Source organism: Actinomycetota bacterium (assembly GCA_030776725.1).
GTDB lineage: Bacteria > Actinomycetota > Nitriliruptoria > Nitriliruptorales > JAHWKO01 > JAHWKW01.
Genome location: JALYHG010000122.1, coordinates 12,533 through 39,374, shown reverse-complemented (window position 1 = coordinate 39,374; position 26,842 = coordinate 12,533). Strand labels below are relative to the sequence as shown.

Here is a 26,842-nt window from a genome sequence, read left to right as displayed (position 1 = left end):
CCGCCTCGCCGGCACCGTGCGCCACTGGCGCCACCGGGTGCTCGCCTACCACCACGGTCGCGTGTCGAACGCGCGAAGTGAGGCGATGAACCTCCTCGCGAAAAAGATCAAGAGGATCGGCTTCGGGATCCGCAACTTCAACCACTACCGCATGCGCCTGCTGCTGCACTGCGGCGTCGTCTGGAATACTGCCCCGACCGCCAAGATCAGAGGCCGCGCCCCCTCGTTAGTTGCTTAGAGCCAGATTGACTGACCGTCACCTGGAGGCGGGATGAGTCGGGCAGCGAGGTTTCGGTCGTCTCGATGAAGGGCTCGAAATGTCCATCTGGTCGGTCGTGCTCGCAGCAGGGCATGGAGCTCGCTTCGGTGCGACCAAGCAGTTCGCACTGCTTGGTCAGCGCCGCCTGATCGATTGGGCCGTGGAGGTTGCGGTCGGCGCTTGTGACGCGACCGTGGTCGTCCTGCCCGACAAGGCGATGTGGGATGCACGGTCGGTGGCCGTCACGGTCCGCGGTGGCGCAACACGTTCGGCGTCCGTACGGGCGGGGCTACGCGAGGTCCCCGCCGACGCCGAGATCGTGGTGATCCACGACGCGGCTCATCCTCTGGCCACGCCGACACTGTTCGCCGCGGTCGTCGAGGCGGTCCGTGGGGGTGCGGACGGGGCGGTTCCCGCCCTACCATTGCGAGAAGTCGTCGCAAGATTCGACGGTGGAACGATGAGCGACGTGCCCGATCGGCGCGGGCTGCAGCTGGTTCAGATGCCCCAAGCGTTCGCGGCGGACGTCCTGCGCACCGTGCACGCGGACGAGCCCGATACGGTCGAGGACAGCGCGCTCGTCGCCTCGCGCGGCGGGAAGGTGGTCGCCGTCCCAGGGGACCCGAGGAACATCCACGTCACGGTGCGTGCCGATCTGGCGATAGCCGACCGCCTGATCGGCGCAGGATGAACTCTAGGTTGGTCCGGACGGACGGAACCGTTCGTTCTGCTCGTGCCAAAGAGAGTCGGCCAGTCGCCCGGCTGGTGCCGCGACGTCCTGCCAGCGCACAACGTCGTCGCGGTTGAGTGCCCGGTTGAGACGCGTCCCGGGCGCCAGCCCCATCGGCAAGAGGCCTTCAGCCCGCGCGACATGACTGTTCTCGCATAGACCGTAGGTGTGGTAACCGCCAGGACCGTCGAGGACGGTTCCCGCGTCGAGGTCGGTCTTGGCCGCAGCGACGACGTCGACGACCGGGCCGCTAGCCGGTGCGAGCACCGCATCCCCGAACAGCACCGCACGCGCCACCGACGCTGGAACCTCGAAGTGACACAGGTGGTAGGGGGTGTAGAAGCAGTACAGAGGCCCTGGTCCGAGCTTGTAGAGGTCGAGGTAGTGGCGTTGGCGGGGGTCGTCACAGGCGGCCAGCACGAACACTCCCGGAGCGGGTTCGGCGCCAACGACGTAATCGACGACGCCGCCGATCTGGCGCAGCTCGTCCACGTCGTAGACGTCGGTGAGATCTCGCACATGTCCGTCGATCACGTGGCCGACCATGCCGCGACGGGCGACGTGCATCCCGGTGGCGTTGGCGACGATCGCCTGCTCGAACGAGATCTTCGTTCCATCGGCGAAGCTCGTGACCATATTGACGTTCTGTCCCCAGCGCTGGGCGAAGCCTTGCTGTGTCGTGGGGTTGCGGTAGGGATCGTGGAGGCCCTTGACGTTGCCGCACACCAGCGGTTCGAGACCGAGACCCCGCACGAAACGGTATAGGTTGCCTTGAACGCCCGGTTGATCCCCGTCGGAGGCCGTGTAGACGACGCCTGCAACGTCGGCCCGGTGCTTCAGCACGGGGCCGATCGTCCCGTCGAGTTCCGCGTTCATCAGCACGACATGCTTGCGGTGAGACAGCGCTTCGAGCACCGTCGTCGCGGCGAACTCGACGGTCCCGGTGACTTCGATCACCGCCTCGATGCCGTCGGCGGCGCACAACGCGGCCGCATCCGAGGTGATGGCTGGCCGCCTGTCGGCGACTGCGGACTCCAGCTTCCGACGCTCCGCACAATCGACGATCTGGCCAGGATCGACGCCTGCGTCGAGGTACGCCTGCCGCGCTCGGGTGGGGTCGCGGTTGGCGATTGCGACGAGCTCCATGCCGGGCGTGGAGCGGATGATCTGTCGCGCGATGCCCGAACCCATGAAGCCGGCGCCAACCATGCCTACCCGCACAGGATCCCGCCGGGCGGCGCGCTCGGCGAGTGCCGCATCGACGATGATCACGACGTTGCCGCCGCGAGGAAGGGCCAGCTCCTGTCTTTCTCCGAGACCGTCGTCACCTCCACCGGCCAGCGGATGCCCAGGACGGGGTCGTCGTAGTGCAGCCCCGATTCACAGCCGGGTGCGTAGAACTCGTCGACCTGGTAGAGGACCTCCGTCCCGCCCTCGAGCGTCTGGTATCCGTGCGCGAATCCCTTGGGGACGTAGAGGGCACGGTGGTTGTCGGCGGAGAGCGTCACCCCCACATGCTGCAGGCGAGTGGGGGAGGCGTCCCGGAGGTCGATGATCACATCCCATATCGCGCCGCGCACGCAGCGCACCAGCTTCGTCTCCGCGGCAGGCTGGCGCTGGAAGTGCAGCCCGCGGACGGTCCCACGGCGTCGGTTGTACGCCACGTTCGTCTGCGCGACGACGGTGGAGAGCCCGCGGTCGGCGAACTCGCGGGCACAGAACGCTCGGGCGAAGAACCCGCGCTCGTCGCCATGAGGTTCGAGATCGACGACCCATGCGCCGGCGAGTTCGGTCTCTTGGAAACGCATGGCTAGTCGTCCCACGTCTTCCAGGGTGCGTCACCGCTGCCCCAAAGATCGTTCAGATAGGAATAGTCGCGGTAGGTATCCATGCCGTGCCAGAAGCTCTCGTGGGGATACACCGACAGCTCATCGTCGCGTGCGAGCTTCTGGAGAGGCTCGCTCTCGAAGAACAGGTCTTCGTCGTCACTCAGGTAGTCGAAGATGCCGCGGCTGAGGACGAAGAAGCCGCCGCTGACGAAGCCCTCCGGGCGGGTCGGCTTCTCGTTGAACTCCGTGACTCGATGGCCGTCAACCATCATCTCCCCGTAGCGCGACGTGGGATGAACGCCGGTGACGGTACCGATCCGTCCTTCGCGGCGGTGGTGAGACAGCAGCGCCGGCAGATCGATCGAACCGATACCGTCGCCGTACGTGAACATGAACGTGTCCGTGTCGATGTAGTCGCGCACCCGTGAGAGCCGCCCGCCCGTACCGGTGTAGAGGCCGGTCTCCGCACAGACGACCTCCCAGTCCTCGACAGTTGGCCGCCCGTAGTAGGTGGGCGTGCCGTCGGCGAGTCGGATGCTGAAGTCGGTGTGCTGTTCGCGGTAGTTGAGGAAGTACTGCTTGATCGCCCAGCCCTTGTAGCCGAGGCAGATGACGAATCGGCGGAAGCCATGGTGTCCGTAGATCTTCATGATGTGCCACAGGATCGGACGTCCGCCTATCCCAAGGAGAGGCTTCGGCAGACGTTCGGTTTCCTCGCGCAAGCGCGTTCCCAGCCCACCGGCGAGGATCACCACGGGGATGTCTTGGGGTCGTAGGTCGTGTGTGACGGTCATGCGATCACCCCCGCTGTCTCTGGCCGCCGGGGCCGGAGCGTGTCATCCACCCTTCCGGCGGCGCGTAAACCGTTCAGCCACTCCACTCGCCGGAAGGTCCTCGCATGGTCCTCGTGAGTCAGTCCGACACGGCGGAATGCTTCGTGGAGTTGAGCAGCCCCGTCGTGGACCGTCCACGTGCAGCGGAACGATGGCACATGCTTTCGCAGCTTCGAGAAGTCGACCCGGTACGTTCGCGAATCCGAGCCCCGCTCGCCGGTGATGACCACCTCGCTCCCGGGGACGACCTCAGCGACCGCCTCGGCAATGTCCTGAACCTGACGGTTGCCCGCTTCGTCCCCCACGTTGAACGCTTCCCCACGGACCGCGTCCGCGGGGGCTTCCAACACGGCAAGGAAGGCGCGTGCGACATCCTCAACATGAACCAGCGGACGCCACGGCGTTCCGTCACTGAGCACTCGAACGACGCCTTCCAGGTAGGCGCTCGCGACCAGGTCGTTGAGCACGAGGTCGAGGCGCAAGCGCGGAGACCAGCCGTAGACGGTTGCATTGCGCAGGCACACCGGCGCGAAGGTCGCCGAGGCGAGCGCGAGGAGATCCTCTTCGACCTGCACCTTCGACCTTGCGTATGGGGTTACGGGGAGCATCGGTGCCGCTTCATCGAGAAGGACATCGGTGTTCCCTGCGCCGTAGACGCTGCACGATGAGGAGTACAGGAAGCGGCGAACTCCCGCCTCCTTCGCCAAGGACGCCAAGCGCACTGACGCCCACCGGTTGATCTCATCGGTGAGGAACGGCTCGATATCGCCAAGGGGATCGTTTGACAATGCGGCCAGATGCACGACCGCGTCGAACCCGTCCAGATCGCGTCGCGTGACGTCACGGATGTCGACTTCGGCTGCGGTGATCGGCGGCCGTGGTGGTCCGTGCGTGCAGTTGATGAACAGAGCGCTATCCAGACCGTGGACCTCGTGGCCAGCGTTGGCGAGGACCTCGACCAGGACTTGTCCGATGTATCCTTCGTGACCTGTTACCAGAACGCGCATCATGCCCTCGCGACGTCACTAAGGCGCGGCACCTTACCGGCCGTATCGGCCACGCGCCGCGGGTTGGACAGATAACCTCGGCCATCGTCTCTCGTCAGGACGTCGATGAAGATCCTCGGCATCAACGATCAGCACAACGCCTCGGCATGCCTGCTCGTGGACGGTGAGGTCGCCGCAGCCATCCAGGAGGAGCGGCTGTCGGGGATCAAGAACCACTTCTGCTTCCCGCACCGGTCGATCCGTTGGGTGCTCCAGGAGTCCGGCACGCATCCCGACGAGGTCACCCACGTGGCGATCGCATCCCAGCACATACTGGGGGCCTTCACCGGAGAAGATCTCATCCGCGCCCTCGACGAGGCCCATCGACTGCGATCGCGGGTCCGCCGGGCCGCACAAGCGACCCCCCTGGTTCGGCTTGCCCACCGCCGGCGTCGCGAACAACGGCTTTCGGAGGTCGACCGTGTCGGGCTGTCTCGCGACCGGGTCTCCTTCGTCGACCACCACACCGCGCATGCCGCTGCCGCCTACCACGGCTCGGGATGGAAGGATGAGCCGGTCCTGGTGCTGACCGCGGACGGGCACGGTGACGGCCTGTCTGCCAGCGTCCGCGTTGGGCGCGCCGGTCACACGGATGAGCCGATCGCAACCGTCGAGGCCGCTGATTCCCTTGGCAGCCTGTACGCAACGATCACCGCGCTGATGGGCATGGTCCCGCTCGAGCACGAGTACAAGCTGATGGGGATGGCCCCGTACGCCCCCGAGCGTGGTGCCCAGCGCAGCTACGAGCAGTTCCGTGGGACGTTGCGCTTCGACGCGGATGCAGGGTTGACCTGGACCCATGCTCGCCGGACACCCCCCATGGACCGCTGCTACCGGGAGTTCCGCAGCCGCCTCGAACGCCACCGGTTCGATTGGATCGCCGCAGGCCTGCAGCGGTTCACCGAAGAGCACCTCGTCACCTGGGTGCGGAACGCTGTCGCTGCGACCGGTGTGCGGCGGGTCGCCCTGGGTGGCGGCGTCTTCATGAACGTGAAGGCCAACCAGCGCATCTACGAGCTGGATGCGCTGGATGATCTGTTCGTCTTCCCTTCGTGTGGCGACGAGACGAACTCCATCGGGGCCGCGTACCAAGTCCACGCGGCCGCGGTCGGGCCTGAACGTATCGCCCCGCTGGGTGCTCTGTACTGGGGCCCGGAGATCACCGACGCCGACGTGGAACGCGAGATCGAGCCGTTGCGCGAGCGCGGGTACGCGGTCTCCTACCTCGGGGACGCGATCGACGAGCGCATCGGAGAGATGGTCGCCGACGGAGAGGTCGTCGCTCGGGCGCGTGGTCGGATGGAGTTCGGCGCTCGCGCCCTGGGCAACCGTTCGATCATCGCGGATCCGACCCGCAAGGACGTTGTGCGTGAGATCAACGACATGATCAAGAGCCGCGACTTCTGGATGCCCTTCGCCCCAGCAGTCCTAGAGGAGGAGGAGCATCTCTACATACACAACCCGCGCAAGATGCTCGCGCCGTGGATGATCATGACGTTCGACACGACCGACCGTGCGGACGAGCTCGCCGGAGCGATCCAGCCCTACGACCGGACAGCACGGCCGCAGGTGGTGCGGCAGGAGGACAACCCCGACTTCTACCGCCTCATCCGTACCTTCCGGGATCGCACCGGGCGGGGCGCCGTCCTGAACACCTCGTTCAACCTCCACGGTTCGCCGATCGTGGCCGGAGCCCGCGAGGCCGTCGAGGTGCTGCGGCGGTCGGGATTGCGCCATCTGGGTGTCGCCGGCTACCTCATCAGCAAGCCGTCGGATCTCGGTTAGCTCCCTCTCGGATCCTCCGGGCATATCGGTCACTCGCGGTCGCGTCGCGAAGCTCGCGCCACCAGACGGCTGCGCCGATCCACATCCCCGCCGCCGAACCCCACGCTGCACCGATCGCTCCAGCCGCAGCAGCTCCTGCGACCTCCGCGACGAGCGCCGCGACCGAGTTGACCGACCGCGCCCGAAGGCTGTGGCGGGACGCCGCGAGCGCGCGAAGGCTGACGAAGGGGCCGGTGAGTACGGCGGTTGCGAGCACCGCAAGGGTCAGCGGTCCGAGAAGCGGACGTGCGGCGTCCCACGTGTCCCCCAGGATCCACCTGCCGATCTCATCGGGCAGGAGCAGCAGGAACACGGCAAGGGTGAGAGCCAGCGCGGATAGTGCGACCCCGACCAGCGCAGCGATCCGCAGGTGGCTGGCCCCGGCTCTCAGTGCCCGGGCGGCCTCGGGGACCGCGACGAGCGGGGCGGCGAGCAGGAGCAGTTGCATGGGGGCGAAGAGGAGGAGGCCCCCACGGAAAGCTCCGACCGCAGAGATGCCGGCCACCGCACCGATGCCGAAGAGACTCAACTGGGTGGCCGCAGCGAGCGCGACGGATTCGCCGGCGAACTGCGGTGCCACGTCGCGATGCTCGACCCACCATCTATGGGTGGCCGTCGGGCGTGGGAGCACAGACGCCTGGAGCACCCCTACCGCCGCCGCCGCGGTCGCCCCCCCGCCCCACGCCAGGACAGCCCACAGCACCGACGTTGCGTCCGTGGCGAGGACAGCACCAAGCAGCAGTGCGAGCACGATGGCCCAGACCGAGTCGTTCATGAGAGCCGAACGGGGCGTGGCGCGCGCCATGAAGGCAAAGCGCCAACAGTCCTGGACGAGCAGGCCCGGAAGGCACACACCCAATCCCAACAGGCCAGCCCCGACGGGTCCCGACCAGAGGAGCCCGATCGCGAGGCAAGCAATGCCGGCGACAGCGCCGATCGCCGCGCTCGTCCCCGTGGCGCGTCCTGCCGCGCCGCGCCAGGCCTGTGACGAGGCGGCGCTGTAGCGGACGATCAAGGGTTCCGATGCCAGCGCACGGGCCACACTGATCGTGATCAGGTAGGTGGCGAAGACCAGGCTGAAAGCACCGAAACCCTCGGGGCCCAGCGCTCGGGCGACCACGATCCCGACCGCGAAGTTCGTGAGGCTGGACACCGCCTGGTCGCCCAGCCCCCATATCGTCCTGCCCAGCGCGGCGGGAAGTGTCGGCATCACGCCTGCCCATCGACGTCGCCGAGTTCCACCTGTCGATGCCGGGTCAGACGATCCCCGACCAGCGGAGGAATTCCCCTGTCAATCGCATGCCTCGGTCGAAGTCGAACCGTGGCTCGTATCCGAGGCGGGTCCGTGCCTTGTCGATGCGCACGTGCGTCTTCGAGACGTAGAGGTTGAGGAGCATGTCGTTGGGGATGATGATCCGCGGCATCGCTGTGGCGCGGTTGGGTGGGCGGCCCGACCGACCGTCCGAGGAGACACGTCGCTTCAGGGCAGCCCACTGCTCGTCGGGCAGTGTTGCGGCGAGTAGGTCGATCGTGCGCTGCACGGATGCCAGATCGCGCACCAGCGCGACGGTGTTCGGATCGTGCAACCAACCCCGAATCGAGGTGCCGACCCACTCCCGCAGGGCTCTCCGACTCCGTCGCTGCTCAAGGCGCGCGAGGTGGGGGAGATCCGCCCGTGGCACGTCGATCGTTCTGCGCGCACCAAGAATCGACTCGAAGGCGCCGTAGAAGGTTGCCCACGGCACGGGTTCGGGTCCCGAAATGAGGAACGCTTCGCCTTCTATCCCCTGTGTGGTTGCGGCGAGGACGATCGCATCGACCACGTCATCGACATAGACGGCGTTGCAGAGGCCGTGCCCGCCGTCGATCAGTGGGATCAACCCGTCCTGCATGTCCCGGACTTGGACGGCGGTCCAGACCTTGCCGTAGGGCCCGTACACCGCGGTCGGTTGAAGGGTCACCACTGGGAGCCCCTGTTCGCGCTGCGCGCGGTGCAGAAGACGTTCGACGGACCGTTTCGCCTGAACGTAGTCGTCCCGGATGGGCGTCCACGGTGATTCCTCGGTGAGGTCGCCGTCCGCAGTCGGCCCGTACACGGCCAAGGAGCTCATATGGACGATGCGTTGGACGCCCGTGGAGGAAGCAACGTCGATCAGGTGTCGCGCAGCTCGCGTCGCGAGCTGACGCTGCCGCCTCCGGGCGCCGGGATCGTGCGCGCAGTGGAGGATGACATCGCAACCCTCTACCGCCGTGCGCACGGCCGCTTCGTCCGTGATTGTCCCCACGCAGAGATCCACCGGAAGCCGAGCGACGCGCACCGCGCTTTGGGGCCGTCTCGTGAGTACTCGCACTTGCGCGCCGTGCGCGACGACGAGCTTCTCGACCAGACGCCCCCCGATGAAGCCCGTACCCCCTGTCACCAGCACACGGGCGTCGGACAGGTTGAGGTTCCCGGTGCTGGTCACGAGATCGTCCACGGGAGTCGAAGCGGACGTCGCTGTCGGTAGCAGTCCTCAACGAGCGCGAGCGAACGAAGCGCCTCGTCACCAGCGACGGCGGGAGCTGAACGCCGAGCGACTGCGGCGATGAAGTCGCTGTGCTCCGCCTCGAAGAGATCATCGACGGATTGGGGCGCCGCAGACGCACCGTCCACCGCCGCCTGCCCCGAGATCACCGTTCGGCCTCCACGCAGACGTAGACGGAGGCGGTTCTCGACGAGCACGACCGCCAGCTCCGTTTGATCGCCGGTGATGACTGCCGTCTGGCCGAGTTCGCGCGTCCGGCTGAGCTCGACCGTCCCGGACACACCGCTTTCGGTGACAGCGTCGAGGCGGCACTCTGCTTCTACCCCGCCGCAGCTGTCGTCGAAGTACTCGAAGTGGCTGACGTCGCCGAGCCACCACAACAGGAGATCGAGAACGTGTGTTCCGACGTCGATGAGCGCGCCGCCACCGGCTGTGTCGCGGTCCAGGAGGTAGGTGGACGTGACGGGCCAGTCGAACGCCACACCACTGCGAAAGGAGAACGACTCGATCTCGCCAAGGAAGTCGCTGTCGATCGCGGACTTCACGAGCCGGTTGGCCTGGGAGAAACGCAACGGCAGCCCGACGGCGAGGACCGCGTCTCCTGTCTCTGCGGCGGAGAGCATCGCACGCCCCTCTTCCACCGACCGAGCCATCGGCTTCTCCACGAGCACGTCGATTCCCCCGTGCAGGAGCTCGGCGCTCACAGCGGCGTGCAGATGGTTGGGGACGGCGACCAACGCCCCGTCCACATCCTCGTCCAGCAACGAACGGTGACTGGCGAAGATCCGCGGGACGCCGAACCGCTGGGCGAGCGCACGGGCGCGGTCGTGTTGGGGATCGACGAGCGCGACGAGATCACAGTCAGCTCTCATTGCCAAGCGGGGAAGGTGGAGGATCTCGGCAGCCGCGCCGCAACCGACAACAGCGATCCGGACGGGTTCAGCTTGCACCAGGCGGTCCTCTTCCGGCCAGCTTCGACCAGGGTTGTGCGGTCGCGCAGAGTACCGTCAGCCGACCGCGTGCGGACTGGCAGGCCCCTCGCCATCCTCGCGGAAAGTCACGAGCGGTGGCGCTCGAGCGCGAGGATGGTCAACGGCGGGCGACGGACATGTGGCGCGCACACCCCCACCCCGTGGGATCCTGGCATGACTGCCACCGACCGTTCAGGTGATCTGTCTGGGCTCTGATCGCGCAACCGGGGCATCGCCATCCGCATCACGCGGTAATTGCCGGCTCACTCATCGCTATCCAGGTGGTACGATGGCGGTGGCGGCCGCCGAACGAGGATCAAAGCGCGAAGGATGTGTATGCAGGCCAGTTGGAGTCGGCCGGGCCCGTACCGGAAGCAGTCCGGGTGACCACGCTCGTCTCCGTCGTCACATCGACGTACAACCGCAGTTCGCTCCTTCGCGAGTCTCTGCGTGGTGTGTTGGGGCAGCGAGGCGTCGACCTCGAAGTGATCGTGGTCGACAACGGCAGCACAGACGACACCGGGGCGTTCCTTGAGACGATCGACGACCCACGGTTGCGGGTGATCCGTCACGAAGAGACCCGTGGGGCCACGGGCGGCCGCAACGCCGGCTTGGCCGCCGCTCGGGGGGACTGGGTCGGCTTCTGCGACGACGATGATCTGTGGGCACCCGACAAGCTTCGGCGTCAGCTCGACGCTGCGGAAGCTGCGGGAACCGTCTGGGCATACACGGGCTGCGTGTTCGTCGACGACGATCTGCGTCTCCTGGGGGGTGTCCCCCCGATGACGCCGGAGGAGGTGGTGCGGGAGCTACCGGTTCGCTACGTGATCCCCGCGGGCATGTCGAACGTCGTGTGGCGTCGCGATGCCCTGGACGCAGACGGTCTCCTGGACCCCCGGTTGACGCTCACCGCAGACTGGGACGTGAGCCTCCGGTTGTGTCGGTCGGGTCTGCCGGCGCTGGTCCTCGCGCCACTGGTCGCCTATCGCCAGCACGGCAGTAACCTCTCCCGCCGTGCGGCCGAGTTCCAGGCGGAGATCTCTCTCGTCGAGGAGAAGTTCACCGATCTGCGCGGGAACCGAACGGTCGATCGCGGTGAACAGCTGCGCTTCGTCGGCTCGGAGCTACTGCGAGCGGGTCTACGTCGACGGGCTGCAGGCGCTTATACGCAGGGCGTCCGTTGTGGGGACCGGGGTTCGCTCGTACGTGTCCTGGGAGTAGCTGTGCCGTCGATCGCCCATCCGCTGCTGCGGCGTTGGTTCCTCTCCGACCGCCGTTGGCTGTCCGAGGCCCGGCCATGGCTCGACGACCTGCGACAGCAAGTAGCGCTCGCCAAGGCGCAGAGCAGTCGATGAACGTCTGTGAGCCTCGCGGCCTCTCCGCCACTCCGCGTCCAGCCCGAGGGCGGCCGAAGGACAAGAGGGACGCGTCGTGCCCCCTTCCTGGCCGACAATCGACAGCAGGCGCCGCCGAGGGGCCGGACGGTCGCGGGTGAAGGTCCTGCTGTCGGCATACTCGTGCGAGGTCGGCAAAGGTTCAGAGCCCGAGGTCGGGCTTCAGACGCTCCTCGCTGCGGCCTCCCAGCACGAGGTCTGGCTCCTGACGACAGAGATCGGCCTTCGCAAGCTGAAGCGTTACCTCGCGCGATCCAGCCTTGCGGATCGCATCCACGTGGAAGCCGTCCCGCTCGGCGTCCGGGAGCATGGGCTGAGCCTCGTCGCGTTCCACCGCTACTACGACCGCTGGCAGCGGCGAGTCAGCACCCGTGTCCTCGATCTCGACCGAGTGGTGAACTTCGACGTGATCCATCATGCGACGCTCGCCAGCTACTGGACGCGCGCCGGTGTCGCCGTGGTGGACAAGCCGTTCGTCTGGGGCCCGGTCGGCGGCGGTGTCTTGCCACCGATGGTCCTCGTGGGCGAGCTAGGCGGCAGAGGCTTCCTCGGTGACCTCGCTCGTATGGTCGGCCGGAAGGGTGCTGCAGCCCTGCCTCCGGTGCGGCGCGCAGCGCGGCGAGCCGACGTGATCCTCGCTCAGAACGAGGCGACAGCGCGGGTCCTGCATCCGTTTGGTCATGTCGAGATCGTCTCGAACGCGACGGCCGCCAAGGCTTGGAGCACGCCGCCGATCGACCAGCGCAGGCCTGAAGTGGTCATCGCCGGACGGCTCGTCGCGTGGAAAGCGGTCCCGCTCGCGCTGCGTGCGTGGGGCTACGTCACCCACCCTCGTGCGGAACTCATCATCTATGGCGACGGTCCTGACCGGTCACGCATCGAGCGCGAGATCCGTCGCCGGGGCTGGCAGGATCGGGTGCGGATCGCCGGGTGGATCCCGCGCGAACATCTCCTGGAGCGGGTTGGCCGCGCCGCTGCGGTCCTCCACACGTCACTGCACGACGAAGCGGGGTTGGCGCTCAGCGAGGCACTATCACTCGGTACGCCAGTCGTGTGCCTCGATCACGGAGGCCCCCGGGAGATCGTGCGTCAGTGGCCGCAGGAGCTGTCCGTGTCTGTCCCGCCGGGCCCCCCCGACCTCACGGCGCGCCGCCTGGCTGCGGGCATCGACCGTTTCCTGGCCAGCCCGGCCCCCGTGAGAACCACGCCGCTGCCCCCCCGACGGTCATACACAGAGGCGATCCTGACTGCGTACGAGGAAGCTGTTCGCAGCTATCGGTCGAATCGGGTGCAGGGTCGCTCAGCGCACCGAGCGCGCTGACCGTCCCTGCGCACCTCCCGTCGCGGCCCTCTGGCCCAGCACTTCGCGAGCTCGCACAGCAAACGGAGCGACGGCGGTCGAAGACCAGCCGACCGTGGGTAGACTGTCGCGGCTACCGAGCGTGCCGGTTTGTGGCAGCGCGGTGACGATGATCGAAGCAAGCTCTTGTTGACGGGCACGGTTCTGCATTGAACGCCGCGCAGGGGAGTTGGGGTTTGGCGTCGCTGGGTGAAGCAGCGTGGATCGAGAACCGGCCTAGCGGCAGAGTGCGGGCACTCGGCCTACGCGAGCTATGGGCGTACCGCGAACTTGCTCTGTTCCTGGCCCTCCGTGAGCTCAAAGCCCGCTACAAGCAGGCCGTCTTCGGCGCGGCGTGGGCCGTGGTACAACCGCTAGCCGGGGTGGTGGTCTTCACGATTGTCTTCCGGCGACTGGCGAACATGCCGAGCGACGGGCTGCCGTACCCGCTGTTCGCGTTCGCAGGGCTGATCGCTTGGACCTACATCTCCGCGGCAGTGACCAAGGGCACCCAGATCCTGGTGCAGAACGTCCCGCTGGTCACCAAGGTGTACTTCCCGCGGATCCTCGCCCCGCTGGCGGCCGCCGTTCCGGGCCTGGTCGACCTGGTCATCTCCGCGGCGTTGCTCTTGGCGCTTGCGCCGCTGTTCGGTGTCACCCCGACGTGGCGACTGGTGACGTTCCCGCTGTGGGTGCTCGCTGCACTGCTTGTGGTGCTAAGCGTCTCGACGTGGCTGTCCGCCCTCAACGTCCGCTATCGCGATGTCAACCATGCGGTCACGCTGCTCATCCAGCTGTGGCTGTTCGCCAGCCCCGTTGCCTACCCGCTGAGCCAGGTGCCCGACGCCTGGCGTCAGCTGTACCTGCTCAACCCGACGGTCGGGATCATCGAAGGCTTCCGCTGGTCGATGATCGGCGCACCGTGGCCAGGCACGGATGTCGTCATCTCGTTCACCGCCGGGGCGGTACTACTTGCCGGAGGCTTGCTGTACTTCCAGCATAACGAACGACGCTTCGCGGACGTGATCTGATGCGCCCCGTCGTCATCGACGTCGACCATCTCAGCAAGCGCTACTACCTCGGTGAGGACCGGGCTGGCGGCACAGTACGCGAGGCGCTGACAGGGCTGGCACGGCAGCTCGTCGGCCGCGGAGGGCACCGGACTCGCGAGGAGATCTGGTCGCTGCGCGACGTCAGCTTCGACCTGGTCGAAGGCGCGGCGCTCGGCGTCATCGGGCGCAACGGCGCCGGCAAGACCACGCTCCTCAAGATCCTCAGCCGCATCACGGAGCCGACCAGCGGGGTGGCCCGGACGCGGGGCCGTGTTGCCGCCCTGCTGGAGGTCGGCACCGGGTTTCACCCCGAGCTGACCGGACGCGAGAACGTCTTCCTCAACGGGGCGATCTTGGGGATGGGGCGGCGGGAGATCGCCCGACGGTTCGACGACATCGTGACCTTCGCCGGGGTCGAGAGGTTCGTCGACACGCCGGTGAAGCGCTACTCGTCCGGGATGTACTTGCGGCTGGCGTTCTCCGTGGCGGCCCACCTCGAACCCGACATCCTCGTTGTTGACGAGGTCCTCGCCGTGGGCGACGCGGAATTCCAGGCCAAGTGCCTCGGCCGGATGGCTTCGGCTGAGCGTGAGGGCCGCACCGTCGTGTTCGTCAGCCACAACCTGGACGCGATCGTGCAGCTTTGCCCCCGAGCGATCTGGCTCGAGGAGGGGCGGATCGCCGCGGATGGTGCCGCCACCGATGTCGTGGATGCGTATCTCGCCAGCGAGATCCGACGATCGCAGTCGGGGCAACTCGTGCAGGACGACCATGGCCGGGTCACGCTCTGCTCGGTGACCGTCACCGATCCCGGAGGCGGCCCCGTCACGGTCGCACGTCGCGACCGGCCGCTCACCATCGACGTCCGTTTCGACGTGAAGGAGCGCTTGCCCGGTCTCGACCTATCCATCCAGCTGACCAACCAGCGCGGAGTCGAGGTGGTGAACGAGGCATGGTCAGACGCCGTCGCCAACCGTCCGGCCATGCCCGGAAGGTACCGAGCGCGCCTGGTGATCCCACCGGTCCTGAACGTCGGGGAGTACGTCATCGGCGTGTGGATCGGGACTGTCTTCGATGACTGCCTGCACGAGCGGCAGGCCGCCCGCATCCGTCTGGAGGGTGATCCGAAGGGTCGTTCGCAACGTGCGGTCGACCTGCAGCTGCCATGGGAGGTCGAGATCCTGGAGGCGGACGATTCGGGCGGGCCAACTGTGGCGGGAGCAGCTTCCTCGCGAGCGGATCCACGACAGGACTGATCGCGGCAACACGGGATCCTGGCGCCTCGGCTGAAGGGTGGCGATGCTGTGGCGACGCCCTGTTGATTACGGTCGACGCGCGATCAGGATCACGTTCTTGCCCAGCGGCGGGCGACGCAGCAGTCGCTGCAAGAAGCGGCTGAGCGGTACGACAACCCGGTCGTAGCCCCACATGCTCGAGCTGCTGATGTCGGTGTGGCGCAAGAGACGGTAGACGAGCAGGTAGGGCGCCACGCCCAGGACGTCGAAGTACGTGACCTTGATCACATCGAGGCCGGCATCCTCCGCCAGCCGCCGCAGGTCCGCAACCGTGTAGCGGCGGTAGTGGCCGGCCTTGTAGTCAAGGTCGCTGTACAACCACTCCAGTGCTGGACCGAAGACGAGCACCGCGCCGCCCGGGCGCAGGACCTCTGCGGCGCGACGGAGTTCACCGGCATCGTCATCGATGTGCTCCAGGACGTTCAGATAGACCACGGCGTCGAAGCGGTCGGAGCGGTCGCGTGCGTACTCCGCCAGCGTGCAGCGGTGGGCCTCGACCCTGGGGGTCAGTGCAGTCACGGACGCGAGATCCTCGAAGACGTTCGAAGCGGGCTCGAGGGCGACGATCGTCAGCTCGGGGTCACGGTCGATCAGCTTGCGGGTGATGGTGCCCAGCCCCGCTCCCACCTCCAGTAGGCGGCCGTGTAGGTACGGCCTGAACTCGTCGAGCACCCAGTCGAAGAAGTACTTGGCGGTGCCGAGGCGTTCGAGGTCGTCAGCCGCCCCAAAGGCGTCGTCGTCGAAAACGCGACCGACGGGAGAGAGGCGCCGCTGCCTCGCGCGGTCGACGTGTCGGCGGAGGGCGGAGAGGTGACGGGCGAAACCAGAGATGTCGTCGAGTTGCAAGCCATCCCCGCCGGCAAGGGCTGGTCCGTAGATGATCGGGCCCTCACCGATACGGAACCCGTTCGCGACGGCCACCGCCACGAACGCTGTCTGTACGCTGTGGCTGTTGACCGGGATGTCCGCAAGATCGAAGTGGTGGAACACCTCCCTACGGGCCACGCGGAAGCTCGTGGTGGCGTCCGACACGCCCCTGGTGCCGGTGAGCAGCCGGAAAGTGAGGTTCGCGAGCCGCCCCATGATCCAGCGCGGGACGCTGAGCCCAGGGGTCCCACTGCCGCGGGCCCAGCGAGAGCCGATCACGACGTGCAGACCGTCAGCCAGCATGCGGTCGACGAGCCGGGGGATCACGGTGGCGTCGTGACGGCCGTTGGCGTCCAGTGTGATGATGAGGTCAGGACCGGCGTCCTCCGCGAGCACCTGGCGGAACCCCTCGAGGTAGGCGGCACCGGGCTCATCGGGACCGGCCGCGGTGCGGAGCGCGAGGCCTAGCTCGGCTGCAGCCTTCTCCACGCGTTCAGCTGCGTCGTCGCGTCCATCGTGGAGGACCAGGACGTCCAGCGTGATGCCGCGGGTGCGCATCCCGTGTGCGGCCACAGCGAGGTCCCGGACGATGCTCGGCAAGGCTGGCGCCACACCGTAGGCGGGGAGAACCACCGTCGCGGTGCGTGGAGCCTGCATCGGCATGATCCTGCGGCGGCTGAGAGCGCGTTTGGGAGGCGTTACTGTACCGGCGTGCGCATCGCCCAGGTCGCGGCCCGACAATTGCCGGGTTCAGGCGTGCTGACGGTCATCGTGGAGCTGGCGCTGGCGTTGGCGCGCCGCGGCCACGACGTTGATCTGTGGCAGTTGCATGATTGGGACGGCGCCGGCTTCGACGAGCTTACGGGACGTCTTCGGCAGGGCGGTGTCACCCCAGTCCGGATGCCCGACCGCAACGGCTGGCGAGCAGCCCAGCAGGCGGCCGCGCGGACAGTCAGCGAACGGGGAACCGAGGTGGTGCATCTGCACAGCGTCTTCGTCCCACGTAACGCAGCGATCGCCCGTGGCCTGAAGGTTCCCTACGCCTTGTCCCCTCACGGCGGGTACCACCCGGTCTCACTCGCGCGTCGTCGTATGCGCAAGCTGGTGTACCGCGCTGCGGTCGAATGCCGCCTGATTCGAGAAGCCTCTCTCGTGCCGGTGCTCACACAGGACGAGGCCAACCACGTCCACCGCCTGGTGCCGGCAGCGCGGACGGTCGTCATCCCGAACGGCGTGGCGCGACGACCGCCGACCGACCTTGACCCGACCGCCTTCCGAGGGCGGTACGGCGTCGACAGCCGACAGCGGCTCGCGGTATACGTCGGCCGGCTGGACGTGCAGCACAAGGGGCTGGACCGGCTGCTTCGAGGTGCGGCTACCGCGCCCGAGTGGCGGCTGCTTCTCGTCGGACCCGATCATCGCGGCGGTCGCGAGATCCTCGAGCGGCTGGCCCGGGAACTCGACCTGCGCGACCGCATCGGGTTCACGGGAGCCGTTGGCCCGCGGGATGTCCATGCGGCGCTCGCCGCCGCCGACCTGTTCACGCTCACCTCCCGGTGGGAAGGGCAGCCGATGGCGCTCCTGGAGGCCTTGAGCCACGGAACCCCGGCGCTGGTCACCCCGGTCGTTGAGCGAGTGGTTCCTGTCGCGGCCTCTGGAGCGGGGTGGATGGCGCCGCCAGCCGAACTGGGACCCATCTTGCAGCGCCTGGCGTCCGCCAACCGCGGCGACTGGTCTGGGCACCGCGCTGCAGCCCGGCGGCTTGCAGCACGGTACGACTGGGATGCGGTGGCGGAGCGATACGAGGAGGTCTACGCCGCCTCGGCCGGTGCCACGTCGTGACGATCGGCCGCCTGTTGGGCGTCGTCGCCGGCGTCTCCGGGTCCCTCGTCGTGGCCTCGACCGGGCTCCTCGGCGCGGCCCACCTTGACGACCGGTTCCGTGTCGACCACGTCGGCGGCGCCCGCCTCGCTCTGGCGTGGTACCTCAACCACGGCGTGCTGTACCCGCCGCTCGTGGACGGGCAGTTCTACGGCGGCACCCGTTTCATGCCGCTCCCGATCGTGCTCGGCGCAGGTGTGGCGCGGTTGACCGGGGAGTATCTGGTCTCGGGCAAGGTCGTCGCGTACGTCGTCGGGTTGGCGCTGCTGGCCGTCCTGTTCTCGAACGTCCGCCGGCGCAGCGGTTCGGTGCCGGTCGCCCTGCTCCTCGTCGCGATGGTCCCGGCCACCGCGACGGGTCTGTCGGCGCTGCTGGGCCTGCGGGCCGACGCCCTACCGCTCCTGCTGCAGCTGGTCGCACTGGAGACCGCGGTGCGATGGCGCCGCCCCGCCAGAGATGTCGCTGCCGCCGTGCTCGGTGTGCTAGCCGTCGCAGCCAAGCTCAGCGCCGTGTGGGCACCGCTGGCGCTGATCGCCTGGTTCCTGCTGCGGCGCGAGATCCGACGCTTGATCGTGTTCCTGACCGTATCCGTCGCGCTCATCGCAGCGCTCGTCGGCGTCCTCGTCGTCGTCACCGATGGCCGGTTCTCCGACAACGTCTTCGGCCTGGCCACCGCTGGGATCACTGGCCCGGCTGACGTGCTGCGCGCCCCGTACATCCTGGTCCGGCTGCTCACCGAGCATGCGACGGCGCTGTGGGCGCTGTTCCCCGCCGTCCTGGTCGCCGGATGGCTGGCACTGCGAGAGCGCGACCCCGACCCGTACCTCCTGGCGTTTGGCTCCGCGCTCGTCGTCGTGATCGTCGTGCTAACCGACCGCGGGACCGGTCCCAACCAACTCGTGGACCTCGTCACTCTCGGGGCCGTCGTCCTGGGCGGCCTCGTCGGCCGCCGGTGGCGTCCCCGACAGCTCAACGAGCCGGTCAAGGCCGTCCTGGGGGTTGCGCTCACGTGGGTCGTGCTCAGCGGGTTCGCCGTCGCGCACGTCCCTGAGCTCCAGCGCCTCGGCGGGTGGGCAACCACACGACCGCTCGACGGCTTGCCCGCTGTGTCAGGCCCGATCCTGTCGGAGGACCCCTACGTCCCGGTCGCCCACGGGCAACGCCCCATTGTGCTCGATCCCTTCATGCTGCGCCGCATCTATCAACGTGATCCCGCGCTGGTGCGGCCCCTGGTCCAGCGCATCGAGCGAGGCGACTTCCAGTACGTCGTGCTGGTGGAACCGCTGGAACCGCTCGACCGCGAATGGTGGAACGACATGCATCTCGGCCCGGAGCTCGTGCGGGCGATCGCCAGCGCGTACCAGCCGCTGGGACGCCACCAGGGCTACCACGTGTACGTCCCGTCCGGTGTGCAGCCCCCTCGATGATGTGCGTCACAAGGAGCTGGCGCGAGGGCCGCTGCAGGTACCCTGCCCCGACGCGGGTCACGCACGTTGGGCCCCGCAGACGGTCGGCGGTCTACTCGTCGTGGTCGGTCTTTTGTAAGGAGCAACGTGGCGATCACCGCTTCGGGCACCGCCAGACGTTCCCTTGGGTCGGCGCTGGTCGCGTCGGCGCGCCCGCGGCAGTGGCTGAAGAACCTCCTGGTCTTCGCTGCGCCCGCCACCGGGCGCGTGCTGCTCCAGCCGGAGGTCTTCGCACGGGTCTTCGCCACGTTCGTTGCGTTCACGCTGGTTTCGAGCGGCGTCTACTACGTGAACGACATCATCGACCGTCACGAGGACGCCCAGCACCCGCGCAAGAGGTTCCGGCCAATCGCTGCCGGGGAGATCCCCGTCCGCCTCGCATGGTTCGTCGGAATCCTGCTGTTGCTCGGCGGCGTGCTCGCCGCGTTCGCGACCGGAGGAGCTGGGCTCGTCGCCGTCGTCGGCGGCTACGTAATCCTGGCGATGAGCTACGCGATCGTTCTCCGCGGGGTCGCCCTGCTCGACATGGCAGGGATCGCGGGTGGCTTCCTGTTGCGGGCCGTGGCGGGTGGCGTGGCGGTGGACGTCCCATTGTCGAGTTGGTTCCTGATCGTGGCGACGTTCGCCTCGCTGTTCGTGGCCGCGAGCAAGCGACACGCGGAACTCGTCCGCGTCGGTGAGGCCCGCGGGGACCACCGTTCGACTCTCGCAGGGTACAGCGAGTCCTACCTGCGCTTTGTCCAGTACAGCTCGTCCACGGCTTGCATCACCGCCTACTGTCTGTGGGCGTTCGAGGGTGCGGTGATGGCGCCGCTGTGGTCGGGGCTCTCCATCATCCCGTTCGTCCTCGGGGTCTTCCGCTACGCCCTGCTGGTCGATACCGGCCGAGGAGAGAGCCCTGAGGATCTGGTGTTCGGCGATGCCTCGCTGGTCGGGTTCGGCTTCACCTGGATAGCACTGCTGGCCGTAGGCCTGTTGCTGTCCTGACCCGGACCTGGGGTAGTACTCCAGACCCGGCTCTCTACCCAACCGACGAAGACGTCGAAGGGCAGGGTCACGGTTCCTGCACCGGGGCGGCCCTGCGGGCAGGTACCGGCGAGCCTGTCGGTGTTCACGAGCCGCTGGGCCGACCGCTCGTCGCGGGGCGCGGCCGTGCGGCGGATCCGGTGGTCGTAGAGCAGCAGGTCGGCGCCGTACGGGTGCACCACCTCAACCTGGTAGATCCGCGTGACGACGCCAGCTGGCTCGACTGCCACCGCACCACTCGTCACGTCGCCCCGGAGGGAAAGATTCCGCCGTTTGGACCCGCAACGCTCCCCGCAGGTCCCAACTCGACTCGAAGACAACCGCCGGTCCCTCGTAGGGGCAGACTCCCTGCAGCAGCACGGTCGACCCTGGCGCCAAGACGGGTAGTCCGCCTGGAGTGGGCGAGCACCCCTTGTTGCCTGTTCCAGCTCGCCATCCAGAACGAAGCCAGGCCGTTGGTCACGAGGACACCGGCCGCGCACACCGCGGCGACGGTGGCGCGGAACAGCCGCTCCCGGATCGCGGTGCTACTTACCCACCCTGCCACCATGCCGATGAGGGCGACGATGGCCATCGCGGCGCCCACCGCGGCGACCGCCGACACCCGGTTCGCGATGCCCGTGCTCGAGAAGCCGATGCGGCCGGTAGTGAAGAAGATCGCGTACCCGAGCACGAAGACAGTCAGCCCCCCCACTCCCAACAACGCCGGGGACGCTACGCCGCCCCCCCGGTACGCAGGTGCCGGCAGGCTCGTCTCCGCGAGCGCACCCAGGTACCAGTACGTGCTGATCGCCACGATCAGGCTCGCGACGACCCCGCCGGCTCCCGCGTGAGGAAGAGCCCATGCCACCGTGTGAAGGAAGGCAGCACCGTAGGTGCCGAAGTTGGTCGCCAACGCGCCGGACACGAGGCGGATGGTGTACTCGAACACCGGAGACCCCAGTCCCAAGCCGCTCGCCACCGCAGCCTTGTACGTGACGACGCCCGCCACGGCTGCGAGGGTGCTCCCGTGGAACGCCACGGTGCCGGTCACCGTCATGCGACCCCGCAGCCCGCCCGTCCCCATCTCCCGGACCGCCAACTCGGCGAGGACCACGTTGAGCGCAACGAGGGGCAGGACCGCCTCGTAGCCGAGGCCGGCGGCGACGAGTGCACCCACACCCAAGAGTTTCCAACGCCACCGCCCGCGCCCACCGGCAGTGGCCGCCCGTAAGTCGGCGTGCAGGCTGACGAGATACAGGGCGATACTCAGTGAGTACCCGAAGGCCGCGAACCAGAACCGGTTGGTGGCGGCGTTCGGTGCGAGGATGTAGATGGCGGGCACCGCAACGGCGAACAACGGGGTACCGACCCCCCGCAGCACCCGGTATAACAGCAGGGCCACCGCGACGAGCACAGCGGTGTTGACCAGGTGGTAGCCGAGGGGGTGCATGCCGAACAGGCGGTGGAGCACCGCCTGGTAGACGATCTGGGTCGGGCGCATGTGGAGATTCGTCCCCAACTCGATCTGCGCGGCGACGAGGCCGGGCAGCGACCCGTCCTCGGCGTTGGCGAGGATGGCGAGGAAATCCCAGTCGTCGGAGTAGAAGCCGAGCCGGCCGGTGTACGGGGTTGTCGAGAGACCACGATCGCCGCCAAGAACAGGCAGTCCCTCCCCCCGGCGAGCGTCCTTGGCCTGGAGGCGCCTCTCCCCGTCCGTTTGGCCAGCAGTCGTTTCAGGGCCGCCACCCTCCAGCGCCCCCACCCCATAACCGACCCAGGATCGGCTTCTCGAAACGCACCTAGCGCCGCCTGCTCGACGTCACTCCATCGCGAAGAGCCAGCAGCAGGTCTTCGTACTGCGACACGGACCGCTGAGCGTCGAAGATGTCGCGAACGGTTGCGGCCACCGGCCGATATGACGCGGGGTCGTGGAGGACCCGGACGAGGCCGTCCGCCAACCCGGGTGCGTCCCGTGGAGGTACTAGCGTGCCTGCACCGGTGACGCGGACGACCTCACGCGCGCCGGGGATGTCGGTGGTCACCAGCGGCGTACCGGCCAAGAGCGCCTCGACCTGCACGATCGCGAAGCAGTCGCTCCGCGATGGCAGGACGAACACGTCGCACAAGGCGTAGAAGTTCGCCATCTGCTGCGGATCGGAGAGGAGCCCCACCTCGGTCACAGCATCGCGCGATCGGTCGAGCAGTGGACGGCAACGCTGGAAGAAGCGCTCGTACGCGACGTTGGTGTCGCCGGCGAAGAGGAACTGGGCGTTTGGTATCCGTGCGCGGACGAGGGGCACGGCCTCGAGCAGGTAGTCGAAGCCCTTCTCCTCGACGAACCGACCCGCGAATCCCACGAGACGTCGGCCCTCCAGGCCCAGGCGCTGCCGCCAACGCTCGACCTCGGAGGGTTCGGGTTCTGGCAGCACGACCGGCGGGTAGATCGAATCGATCTTGTCGGCGACCGGTGCCAGGAACGCCGAGTGGTCGCGGTAGTCGTCGGTGTGCACGATGACCCGATCGGACAGCCGCATGCCCAGGCGGATGACCGCGTCCATGACCCGCTGGATGATCGCGTTCAGGGCACCGGCTGGCATCACCACATCGCCGTGGTGGGTGATCAGCGTCGGCTTGCCGAGCAGGCGCGCGACGCCGGCCACGAGCGCGGCCTCCGGCATCGGCGTGTGCAGGTGCACGACGTCGCAGCGCGCAACTTCCCGCACGAGGGCCACCGGGTACGAGGGCATGATCACCGTCCGACTGATGCGACCCAGCGTTGGCACGCGGAGGATCGTCACGCCGTTCGCGCGTTCCCGGCGCGGCAGATCGGGATCGTGTCTGGACGCGAGCACGGTGACGTCGTGGCCGCGTTCCGCCAGACCCTCGGCGAAGCGCCGCCCGAGCACGGTCAGCCCGGTCCAGTGGGGGTGGTAGTAGGTGAGCGTGGACAGGATCCGCATCGACATCAGCCGGCTGCGACGGTTGCGGCCGTGCGGTCGGGTTCGCGCCCCAGCAGCTCGCGCAGTGAAGGGACGGTCGCTGCCATCAGCGCCACGAGGAAACCGGCGACTGCCCAGCTTCCGACCTCGTCCCAGGGTCCGATGAACGGCGACAGCGCGCCAACCCACAGGCCGGTGATCACTGCGATCAGCCCACCTCGAGCCAGCTTGGTCCGCAGTTCGGAGCGCGCGCCGGCGGCCCACTCGAGCAGCAACGGGAGGGTGAGGAGCACGAAGACGAGGCGGTAGTCGCCGTTCTTTCGGAGCGCGAACGTTCCGAGGTACGTCAGCGCGCCGAGGTGGAAGGCGAGGACCTGGAGGTGGGACGCCTTCGACGTCGAGATCGGGGTCAGCCGTCGCCGCGCCCATGTCCACGCAGCCACCGTCAGCAGGACTAGGGGCACGACGGCGATCGCCTGCGCCAGGAGGTTGCCGTGGAGCCAGTCGCCGGTGGCCAGGAACTGGTGGTAGAGGTGCCCGATCATGATCCTGGCCCCGTAGGAGTACAGCAGGCCTCCTTCGGGCGCGCTCATGACTTTCTCGAGGTCCGCGAAGGTGAGAACGATGTAGGCAGCCATGATCGCGACACCCGCGGGTACGGCCAAGCGGGCGCGCCGGTCCGACGTGAACGCGTAGGCGGGCAGTGCGAGGATGGCGTAGTACTTGGTCGCCGCGGCGCCGAGGATCAGTGCCGGGCTGAGCCACGGCGTCAACCGGTCCCGAGCCTTCCAGGCGAACACAGCGCCGACGAACACGGCGAACAGGATGAGGTCCATGTTGCCGCGTTCGATCGACAGCATGACCGCGGGGGAGGTGACTGCGGCAGCGAGGATGACACCGTTGCGCACGGACAGCCTGCCGACGAGCAGCAGAAGCGAGCCGAGAAAGGCCACCGCCGCGATCGTGCCGAACACGATGGTCCTTGCCTGGCTCAACCCGATGTAGTGCAGCAGGACCCACACCCGAGGGTAGTTCATGGGGCGGGCCCACGGATCGCAAGGGTTGTCGACGAGCGGGTCGTGACCGAGCGCCCAGCAGTCAGCCGCGGCAGCCACGTTGCGGGCGTCGAAGTAGAGCGTCGGTGCGGGCTTGACGCCGAGGTACGGCCACAAGTTGACATCCCACGCAAGACGAGCGATCGCAACCGCAGCGGCATACAGCGCGACGGCGGCGACGACGACGACGCGGCCGTCGACACGACCTAGGTTGGCTCGGCCTCGTCCGTCTCCGCGCGGTGGTCGCAGCAGGACGCTGCGCCGGTTCACCGTGGCGGCCGCGGCGCGGCGCGGCCTCGTCCGTGCATGGACACCCCGCATGACTGGCCTGAAGCAGCAGATGGTACCTGAGCGGACGGCAGGATTGGCGAGAAACGCCGTGAGGTATGCCACTCCACGCGCGACCTCGAAATGGCGTCCTTGCGGGCGTGCCACGCTGGCGGGACGCGTCCCACGACCGTCTCGTCGATCGAGTTGCGGGCTACCATGCCTGACCGTGCCGGCCAGCCGGTCCCCTCAGCGTGGCCTCGCGCCAGAGCCTCCGGTGGGCACGAACGTCGTACCCGTCGCGCGGAAATCCTGATGCCCACCGTCTCGATCGTCATACCGACCTACAACCGAGTCCACCTGTTGGGGCGGACGCTGCGAGCGGCGCTCGGGCAGGACGGGGTGGATCTGGAGGTTGTCGTCGTCGACGACGGGTCGAGTGACGGCATCCTCGAGGCGATCACGGCCGCCGACGACGGCCGGATCCGCTTGCTCCGCAACCCCGCCCCGACCGGGGTGAGCGCTGCCCGCAACCGCGGCATATCTGCTGCCAGCGGAGACTGGATCGCCTTCCTCGACGACGACGACCTATGGGCACCCGACAAGCTGGTGTCGCAGCTTACGGCGGCCGAGCGGGCCGGCGCGCGGTGGGCGTACGCCGGTGACGTGAACATCAACGACCGGTTGCAGGTCCTGAGCGGCGCGCCGCCGCCGGACCCCGAGACGGTGCTGGCGCTGCTGCCTCGCCTGAACCCTCTTGGCTCTGGTGGCTCGAACGTGGTCGTCCGCTCGGAGCTGCTACGGGCGGTGGGTGGCTTCGACCCGAGCCTGAACCGCACGGAGGACTGGGATCTTTGGATCCGCCTCGGGCGCGCGGGCGTTCCCGCCTGGGTGCCCCGGCCGCTGGTCGCATACCGCTTCCACAGCGGCAACGTGGCCGCCGACCCGGACGGGATGGTCGATGAACCTCGCCGTCTGGCCGACCGCTACGCGATCCCCGTTGACCTAGCGGCGATGCATCGTCGGGCCGCTTGGACGGCGCTGCGCGCAGGTCGCCGCGGGCTGGCGGTCCGTTACTACGCCGGGGCCGTCGTGCGGGGGGACCTGTTGTCCGTCGGCAGAGCCGCCATCGGCCTGGTCCACCCGGCGGTGGGAACCGACCGCCTGTTCGGATTGCTGCGCCGCGATCCTGACTGGGTCGCGGCGGCGAAGCGGTGGCTGACGGCGTTCACGGCCGATGCGCCAGCACGCGAGCAGAGCGCCCCATGAGTCCCGCCCGGATCGCCCGGCGGGCAGCCAGCCGTCTGTTGAGGTCAGCGACCGTTCGCGACGCTGTGGGGGCGGTTGCCCACGCTCGCGGTCATCGCCTCGTACTCGTCTACCACCGCATCGGGGCGCCGCCCGGCCGCGTCGTCCCCGCCGTCCCCGCCGACCTCTTCCGCGCGCACCTGCAAGCGCTGAGCGAGGTCGTCGATCTGGTCCCGCTGGAAGAGATCGTCGCAGATGGCCCGTCGGGGTCTGAACGTCGCGGCCGGCGCCCCAAGGTGGCTGTGACGCTCGATGACGATCTGCGGAGCCACGCCGCCGAGGCCCTGCCCATCCTCCGCGCCCTGGGCGTGCCCGCGGCGTTCTTCCTGTCAGGGCGAGCTCTGCACGGCCTCGGGGCTTACTGGTTCCAGCAGCTCGAGGTGCTCCTCGCCGTCCACGGCGAGGACGGCACGGCGGCGCGCCTGGGCCTGGCTGGTCGCTCACCCGGTGGCTTGACGCTGGCCTGTGAACGCGACGACGTGCTCCGCGAGCGCGTGAGCGAGCTCGCTGCCGACGTGCCCGATCCGGGCCTCCTGGACTGCGACGGCATCGTCGAGTTGGCGGCAGCCGGGATGACCATCGGGTTCCACACCCTCGACCATCGCATCATGCCCACCATGGACGACGATGCCCTCGACGACGCCGTCAACCGCGGCCGCGGCGCGCTGGCGGCCGCGGCCGGATCGCCGCTGCGGTTCTTCGCGTACCCCCACGGTCAGGCCGACGTCCGCTCCGCCGCCGCTGTCCGCCGTGCCGGCTTCGACGCCGCCTGGACCGGTCGACCACAGCCCGTCCGCCCCGGGGGCGACCGGTACCGCCTCGGCCGCTGGGAGCCGGGGCCCCTCGACGTCGACGAACTGCTCGTGAAACTCCCGGTTCGTCTCCACGGCGTCACCGACGCAGCTCGGAGGATGTCGGGATGACCGTGGTGAGCGTGGTGATCCCCACCAAGGG

At 68.2% G+C, this 26,842-nt stretch carries 23 protein-coding genes; 12 read left to right on the top strand and 11 right to left on the bottom strand.

The features are described 5' to 3' along the window. On the top strand, positions 1-238 hold a 238-nt coding region (locus M3N57_05790; GenBank protein ID MDP9022208.1), incomplete at its 5' end, for a transposase. Positions 239-317: 79 nt separating this feature from the next. Further along, the gene (locus M3N57_05785) at positions 318-950 is read left to right on the top strand and encodes a 2-C-methyl-D-erythritol 4-phosphate cytidylyltransferase (GenBank protein ID MDP9022207.1); all 633 of its coding nucleotides are present in this window, start codon (positions 318-320) and stop codon (positions 948-950) included. 3 nt (positions 951-953) lie between these two features. On the opposite strand, the gene M3N57_05780 is transcribed toward M3N57_05785, so the two are convergent. From M3N57_05780 to M3N57_05765, 4 genes are read right to left on the bottom strand one after another with little or no spacing between them, the layout of a single operon-like run. Further along, positions 954-2,261 carry a Gfo/Idh/MocA family oxidoreductase gene (locus M3N57_05780; protein ID MDP9022206.1) on the bottom strand — a complete coding sequence of 436 codons (1,308 nt, stop codon included), beginning with the start codon at positions 2,259-2,261 and terminating at the stop codon, positions 954-956. Continuing rightward, complete coding sequence (gene rfbC, locus M3N57_05775; protein MDP9022205.1) at positions 2,258-2,797, bottom strand: dTDP-4-dehydrorhamnose 3,5-epimerase; 540 nt, start codon at positions 2,795-2,797, stop codon at positions 2,258-2,260. The genes M3N57_05780 and rfbC overlap by 4 nt, the downstream gene beginning before the upstream one ends. Before the next feature lie 2 nt (positions 2,798-2,799). Continuing rightward, positions 2,800-3,612, bottom strand: a complete 813-nt coding sequence (rfbF, locus tag M3N57_05770) for a glucose-1-phosphate cytidylyltransferase (GenBank protein ID MDP9022204.1) — start codon at positions 3,610-3,612, stop codon at positions 2,800-2,802. Further along, a complete protein-coding gene (locus M3N57_05765) occupies positions 3,609-4,658 on the bottom strand; it encodes an SDR family oxidoreductase (GenBank protein ID MDP9022203.1) in 1,050 nt (349 codons plus the stop codon). Before M3N57_05765 ends, rfbF begins: the two co-directional genes overlap by 4 nt. A gap of 105 nt (positions 4,659-4,763) precedes the next feature. On the opposite strand from M3N57_05765, the gene M3N57_05760 reads away from it, so the two are divergent. Continuing rightward, positions 4,764-6,482, top strand: a complete 1,719-nt coding sequence (locus M3N57_05760) for a hypothetical protein (protein ID MDP9022202.1) — start codon at positions 4,764-4,766, stop codon at positions 6,480-6,482. On the opposite strand, the gene M3N57_05755 is transcribed toward M3N57_05760, so the two are convergent. The 3 genes from M3N57_05755 to M3N57_05745 are packed head-to-tail and all read right to left on the bottom strand — an operon-like array spanning position 6,457 to position 9,996. Beyond that, positions 6,457-7,734 (bottom strand): hypothetical protein, encoded by a 1,278-nt coding sequence (locus M3N57_05755; GenBank protein ID MDP9022201.1) that lies wholly within the window; start codon positions 7,732-7,734, stop codon positions 6,457-6,459. The genes M3N57_05760 and M3N57_05755 overlap by 26 nt on opposite strands. 43 nt (positions 7,735-7,777) lie before the next feature. After that, the gene (locus M3N57_05750) at positions 7,778-8,998 is read right to left on the bottom strand and encodes an NAD-dependent epimerase/dehydratase family protein (GenBank protein ID MDP9022200.1); all 1,221 of its coding nucleotides are present in this window, start codon (positions 8,996-8,998) and stop codon (positions 7,778-7,780) included. After that, positions 8,983-9,996: a Gfo/Idh/MocA family oxidoreductase gene (locus tag M3N57_05745; protein MDP9022199.1), complete on the bottom strand. Its 1,014-nt coding sequence runs from the start codon at positions 9,994-9,996 to the stop codon at positions 8,983-8,985. Before M3N57_05745 ends, M3N57_05750 begins: the two co-directional genes overlap by 16 nt. 404 nt (positions 9,997-10,400) lie before the next feature. Between M3N57_05745 and M3N57_05740 the strand changes: the two genes are divergently transcribed. From M3N57_05740 to M3N57_05725, 4 genes are all read left to right on the top strand, one after another. Next, a complete protein-coding gene (locus M3N57_05740) occupies positions 10,401-11,372 on the top strand; it encodes a glycosyltransferase family 2 protein (protein MDP9022198.1) in 972 nt (323 codons plus the stop codon). Between the two features lie 136 nt (positions 11,373-11,508). Continuing rightward, positions 11,509-12,732, top strand: a complete 1,224-nt coding sequence (locus M3N57_05735; GenBank protein MDP9022197.1) for a glycosyltransferase — start codon at positions 11,509-11,511, stop codon at positions 12,730-12,732. Positions 12,733-12,998: 266 nt separating this feature from the next. Further along, on the top strand, positions 12,999-13,781 hold the full coding sequence (locus M3N57_05730; GenBank protein MDP9022196.1) for an ABC transporter permease: 783 nt from the start codon (positions 12,999-13,001) through the stop codon (positions 13,779-13,781). Further along, a complete protein-coding gene (locus M3N57_05725; GenBank protein MDP9022195.1) occupies positions 13,781-15,058 on the top strand; it encodes an ABC transporter ATP-binding protein in 1,278 nt (425 codons plus the stop codon). Before M3N57_05730 ends, M3N57_05725 begins: the two co-directional genes overlap by 1 nt. 66 nt (positions 15,059-15,124) lie before the next feature. Here M3N57_05725 and M3N57_05720 read toward each other — a convergent pair whose 3' ends face one another. Beyond that, the gene (locus tag M3N57_05720) at positions 15,125-16,621 is read right to left on the bottom strand and encodes a methyltransferase domain-containing protein (protein MDP9022194.1); all 1,497 of its coding nucleotides are present in this window, start codon (positions 16,619-16,621) and stop codon (positions 15,125-15,127) included. Between the two features lie 54 nt (positions 16,622-16,675). Between M3N57_05720 and M3N57_05715 the strand changes: the two genes are divergently transcribed. The 3 genes from M3N57_05715 (at position 16,676) to M3N57_05705 (ending at position 20,298) form a co-directional block, all read left to right on the top strand. Next, entirely contained in the window at positions 16,676-17,806 is a 1,131-nt protein-coding gene (locus tag M3N57_05715) for a glycosyltransferase (GenBank protein MDP9022193.1), read from the top strand. Then, positions 17,803-19,272, top strand: a complete 1,470-nt coding sequence (locus tag M3N57_05710; protein MDP9022192.1) for a hypothetical protein — start codon at positions 17,803-17,805, stop codon at positions 19,270-19,272. The genes M3N57_05715 and M3N57_05710 overlap by 4 nt, the downstream gene beginning before the upstream one ends. Before the next feature lie 126 nt (positions 19,273-19,398). Beyond that, positions 19,399-20,298 carry a decaprenyl-phosphate phosphoribosyltransferase gene (locus M3N57_05705; GenBank protein MDP9022191.1) on the top strand — a complete coding sequence of 300 codons (900 nt, stop codon included), beginning with the start codon at positions 19,399-19,401 and terminating at the stop codon, positions 20,296-20,298. Between the two features lie 280 nt (positions 20,299-20,578). On the opposite strand, the gene M3N57_05700 is transcribed toward M3N57_05705, so the two are convergent. From M3N57_05700 to M3N57_05690, 3 genes are read right to left on the bottom strand one after another with little or no spacing between them, the layout of a single operon-like run. After that, a complete protein-coding gene (locus tag M3N57_05700; GenBank protein MDP9022190.1) occupies positions 20,579-22,081 on the bottom strand; it encodes a hypothetical protein in 1,503 nt (500 codons plus the stop codon). A gap of 37 nt (positions 22,082-22,118) precedes the next feature. Further along, positions 22,119-23,285, bottom strand: a complete 1,167-nt coding sequence (locus M3N57_05695) for a glycosyltransferase family 4 protein (protein MDP9022189.1) — start codon at positions 23,283-23,285, stop codon at positions 22,119-22,121. Then, entirely contained in the window at positions 23,285-24,430 is a 1,146-nt protein-coding gene (locus tag M3N57_05690) for a glycosyltransferase 87 family protein (protein MDP9022188.1), read from the bottom strand. The genes M3N57_05695 and M3N57_05690 overlap by 1 nt, the downstream gene beginning before the upstream one ends. A gap of 465 nt (positions 24,431-24,895) precedes the next feature. Between M3N57_05690 and M3N57_05685 the strand changes: the two genes are divergently transcribed. Further along, on the top strand, positions 24,896-25,849 hold the full coding sequence (locus M3N57_05685; GenBank protein ID MDP9022187.1) for a glycosyltransferase: 954 nt from the start codon (positions 24,896-24,898) through the stop codon (positions 25,847-25,849). Positions 25,850-25,914: 65 nt separating this feature from the next. Further along, a complete protein-coding gene (locus M3N57_05680) occupies positions 25,915-26,811 on the top strand; it encodes a polysaccharide deacetylase family protein (GenBank protein MDP9022186.1) in 897 nt (298 codons plus the stop codon). Positions 26,812-26,842: the final 31 nt, after the last annotated feature.

Bases quoted from the DNA above. Each gene is read 5' to 3' on its own strand.
- M3N57_05685 (MDP9022187.1), top strand. From the start codon at position 24,896: ATGCCCACCGTCTCGATCGTCATACCGACCTACAACCGAGTCCACCTG.
- M3N57_05695 (MDP9022189.1), bottom strand. From the start codon at position 23,285: ATGTCGATGCGGATCCTGTCCACGCTCACCTACTACCACCCCCACTGG.
- M3N57_05720 (MDP9022194.1), bottom strand. From the start codon at position 16,621: ATGCAGGCTCCACGCACCGCGACGGTGGTTCTCCCCGCCTACGGTGTG.
- rfbF (MDP9022204.1), bottom strand. From the start codon at position 3,612: ATGACCGTCACACACGACCTACGACCCCAAGACATCCCCGTGGTGATC.
- rfbC (MDP9022205.1), bottom strand. From the start codon at position 2,797: ATGCGTTTCCAAGAGACCGAACTCGCCGGCGCATGGGTCGTCGATCTC.
- M3N57_05725 (MDP9022195.1), top strand. From the start codon at position 13,781: ATGCGCCCCGTCGTCATCGACGTCGACCATCTCAGCAAGCGCTACTAC.
- M3N57_05760 (MDP9022202.1), top strand. From the start codon at position 4,764: ATGAAGATCCTCGGCATCAACGATCAGCACAACGCCTCGGCATGCCTG.
- M3N57_05785 (MDP9022207.1), top strand. From the start codon at position 318: ATGTCCATCTGGTCGGTCGTGCTCGCAGCAGGGCATGGAGCTCGCTTC.
- M3N57_05765 (MDP9022203.1), bottom strand. From the start codon at position 4,658: ATGCGCGTTCTGGTAACAGGTCACGAAGGATACATCGGACAAGTCCTG.